Here is a 3,330-nt window from a genome sequence, read left to right as displayed (position 1 = left end):
ATACTTATATATCTAAATCTCTTGGACTATTACTCTAACAACTTTTTGCTACTTCTCTCTATCTAGCTTCTCTTGGATCGCTTGACGGCAAAATTCAGGAGGATCGTCTTTAGCTTTCACTTCTTCCTTCATTTCCTTGGTGACACGCAAATGTAGATATTCAGTTAGTGGTCGCTCTCTGTCCGTGGTGAATGGCTTTAAGTTATCTGGATTACCTTTATTTTTAGACATTGTATAGAAATACAAATAAATTTATTCTCCACGTGTATATCAGTGGAGAATGTTAAATCGATGGGCATTTTAGCCTGAGAAACTTGTTGCCCACCGATTTCCACTTTTACAAGAGGTAACTCTATTTTATGTTTACGCGCACAGAATTAGAAGTTAAAAGCTTGAGAGCATTACGCGATTTATGTCTGATACAGTATGGCATCCAAGCAATAGGAAACCCTGCTGATAAGGCATCCTATATTAACGCACTCCTGACTTTTCCTGTTGTAGCTTGCAAGCAAGTATCAGAGAATAAAGGATTGAAGTCTCCTATGCTTTCTCAAGTAGAAGCACTAGAAGCAACATTAGAAGCTATGGGAACACCGACACCAGAGCAATCAGCATTGCTCAAGGTAACGATGGAGGGGAGGAAACTAGAGTATCCAGCTCGGTACAGCCAAGAGAAACTGTTTGGACTCTATCGGGTTAAATGGCATCTGGATACAGCACTAGAGATATTGGGAATGCTTTAGATGATCGATTAGCGATGTCTACGACGAGCTTCTCTACGAGACGCTACGCGTAGCTTGCTTCCCGAAGGGTACGCTTACGCACAAAACCCGTACAAAAAATAATAGAGTACAAACCGTGAAAGGTTCATACTCCATTAAAGGGGAGAGAGCAGGACATAAGCCGGGTTCTGTTCTCTTGCGAGGGCAGTTATCTATCTGGGACGTTTGTTACCAAACGCCTCAAGCGGCTCTCATTGAGCGGAACTGGTAAAAGACCAACCGTAGTTCCTATCGCCTTGCTCCCAACCGGGGTTTACCGAGCCAGCACCTCTCGATACTGCTGGTGCGCTCTTACCGCACCTTTGCACCCTTACCAAAACAGTTGTGAGTGCTGAGTGCTGAGTGCTGAGTTTTCTTTACTCAGCACTCAGCACTCATTCCTCAGCACTGGTTTTGGCGGTATCTTTCTGTGGCACTATCCTCACGATCGCTCGCACTGGACGTTATCCAGCAAGTTTGGTCTTTCGGGAGTCCGGACTTTCCTCAAACCAGTGACTATGACTGATCTGCAACCGCCTGCGCCTACTCTCTCCTTAGATCCAGTGTAATCTTTGGTTGACGTAGTATGTTGACATGGCATTACTTTTTTTTATTCCAAGGTAGAGCGTAAGTCCAAGGTAGTTTCCTGACTGTGAAAGGACAATTGATAATACTAATGGGAGGAAAATCACGACCTGGAGCTAGACCTAAACGCACTTCAGATATCCTAAGCACCAGTTGCAGGGAAAAGTCCAACTCTTTTCTTCTGTTAATAAAATCGTTGTACAACTTTTTTTGCCCTTTTTGTAGTCCGTTGATATCAATTAGTGGTTTTTTAGCTGAATAGGTTCCAGCTACTTGATCGCGCTCGAAAACGTCTTCTGCTGTCACTGTTTCAGAAAGTGTTTTCTTGGGAGCAATCAGGCTTGGACTTTGGGGTACTGCTAAGTCGCGGGTTAAGTCTGGTGATTTCCGAATCACGCGGCGCGATTGCTTGCTATGTTCAACGACTAAAGAACTGTTGTCCCAGTCAACGTATATAGCAACCTGATCGGATTTATTTTCAATGCTAATTCCTAAATCTTTCAAATCGTCAATTGGGTATGAGGATTTGAGTTTAAAAGAAATTCCAATTTTATCATCGAGATTTTGTTCTTTGAGTTGCTCGTCAACGATTCCTTTTTTAAACTCAAATTTAACTTGGTCATCGATGGATTCAATCATGCGGTTGAAAACATAAGAAACACCGATAATATAAATCGTCAAAACTACTAAATTCTGGTCGCTACTCCTCATAACTCAGAATCTTAACTCCCGGTGCTAATGAATATATATTTGTCTCATTGCTCATCTGCAATTTTTAATTGCGTTTGATTACTAAAGAATTTTGCAGCCAGCCTCGTCGCCAAAAAAAGAATAGCAAACTAAATGCGATCGCTAACATCACTGCCCAGCAAAGTGGATAGCCCCAATACCAATTCAACTCAGGCATATTATATGGTGATTTTTCAGTATTGAAATTCATACCATATATTCCAGCCACAAAAGTCAGTGGAATAAAAATCGTCGAAACTATTGTTAGTACCTTCATAATTTCATTCATTTTATTACTCACCGCCGAAAGGTACACATCCATTAATCCAGATGCTAGTTCTCGGTAAGTTTCCACCATATCCATCACTTGTACCGTATGGTCATAACAATCTCGTAGGTAGATTCGCACTTCTTCACTAATTAAATCACTGCCATCTCGAATTAAGGCATTAATTGCATCTCGCTGAGGCCAGATAGCACGACGTAATTGCAGTAATTCTCGCCGAATTTGATAAATACTTTGTAGTGTTTGTGGGGTAGGCCTGACTATTACCTCTTCTTCTAATTCTTCGATTCGCTCACCATAAAGCTCCAGCACTGGGAAAAAGCCATCAATAATTGCATCTAACACAGCGTAAGCTAAATAATCCGCTCCCTGTTTTCGGATGATACCTTTGTTTTTTTCAATCCGCGATCGCACTCCTTCAAAACAATCATGTTCTGGTTCTTCTTGGACTGTCAGTAAGTAATTTTTTCCTAATATCAAACTCACTTGTTCGCTATAAAAACCACATGTTCTTTCCTTTGCTACTACCATGCGGCTAATGAATAGCAATTGGTCTTCATAATCCTCTGTTTTGGGACGCTCCGGTACATTAACTATATCTTCTAAAACTAAAGGATGTAACTCAAAAACGTTACCCAATCGTTGTAATATGTCTTGACTCCCTAAACCTTGTACATCTACCCAAGAAATAGATTCGCTATCAAGATATGGGGCACACTCCTCTGGAGTTGCTATTTGTTCGCGGGTGAAATTGGTTTGGTTATAGTCAATCAAGAAAATTATCGGTGGTGGTGCATCTGCATCAATAAAAATGGTTCCAGGTATAGTCCCTGGTTGGTGATAGAACTCATCATCATGTGGCTTGTTTAGTATTTTGGGAAGGCGATGTAGTTTTCGTGCCATGCAATATTACCTAATAGTGATTAGTCATTTGTCATTTGTCATTTGTCGTTAGTGAATAACAAAGGA

Annotated in this window: 4 protein-coding genes and 1 other RNA gene; 1 reads left to right on the top strand and 4 read right to left on the bottom strand. The window is 41.0% G+C overall.

Annotation, left to right across the window (positions count from 1 at the left end; genetic code table 11):
• Positions 1 to 48: 48 nt before the first annotated feature.
• Positions 49 to 231: a hypothetical protein gene (locus IQ229_RS19530; RefSeq protein ID WP_099104126.1), complete on the bottom strand. Its 183-nt coding sequence runs from the start codon at positions 229 to 231 to the stop codon at positions 49 to 51.
• A 128-nt stretch (positions 232 to 359) separates the two neighbouring features.
• Between IQ229_RS19530 and IQ229_RS19525 the strand changes: the two genes are divergently transcribed.
• On the top strand, positions 360 to 743 hold the full coding sequence (locus tag IQ229_RS19525) for a hypothetical protein (RefSeq protein ID WP_194046587.1): 384 nt from the start codon (positions 360 to 362) through the stop codon (positions 741 to 743).
• A gap of 141 nt (positions 744 to 884) precedes the next feature.
• Here IQ229_RS19525 and rnpB read toward each other — a convergent pair.
• The 3 genes from rnpB to corA all read right to left on the bottom strand — a co-directional run bounded on the left by rnpB (position 885) and on the right by corA (position 3,264).
• An RNA gene (gene rnpB / locus IQ229_RS19520) (RNase P RNA component class A) lies at positions 885 to 1,311 on the bottom strand.
• A 50-nt stretch (positions 1,312 to 1,361) separates the two neighbouring features.
• A complete protein-coding gene (locus tag IQ229_RS19515) occupies positions 1,362 to 2,057 on the bottom strand; it encodes a hypothetical protein (protein WP_194046585.1) in 696 nt (231 codons plus the stop codon).
• A gap of 64 nt (positions 2,058 to 2,121) precedes the next feature.
• The gene (gene corA / locus IQ229_RS19510; protein ID WP_194046583.1) at positions 2,122 to 3,264 is read right to left on the bottom strand and encodes a magnesium/cobalt transporter CorA; all 1,143 of its coding nucleotides are present in this window, start codon (positions 3,262 to 3,264) and stop codon (positions 2,122 to 2,124) included.
• Positions 3,265 to 3,330: the final 66 nt, after the last annotated feature.

Source organism: Nostoc cf. edaphicum LEGE 07299 (genome assembly GCF_015207245.1).
GTDB classification, from domain to species: domain Bacteria; phylum Cyanobacteriota; class Cyanobacteriia; order Cyanobacteriales; family Nostocaceae; genus Nostoc; species Nostoc edaphicum_B.
The sequence above is the reverse complement of the archived record's forward strand: the minus strand, read 5'-3'. Positions and strand labels throughout refer to the sequence as shown.

Bases quoted from the DNA above. Each gene is read 5' to 3' on its own strand.
- IQ229_RS19530 (WP_099104126.1), bottom strand. From the start codon at position 231: ATGTCTAAAAATAAAGGTAATCCAGATAACTTAAAGCCATTCACCACG.
- IQ229_RS19525 (WP_194046587.1), top strand. From the start codon at position 360: ATGTTTACGCGCACAGAATTAGAAGTTAAAAGCTTGAGAGCATTACGC.
- IQ229_RS19515 (WP_194046585.1), bottom strand. From the start codon at position 2,057: ATGAGGAGTAGCGACCAGAATTTAGTAGTTTTGACGATTTATATTATC.
- corA (WP_194046583.1), bottom strand. From the start codon at position 3,264: ATGGCACGAAAACTACATCGCCTTCCCAAAATACTAAACAAGCCACAT.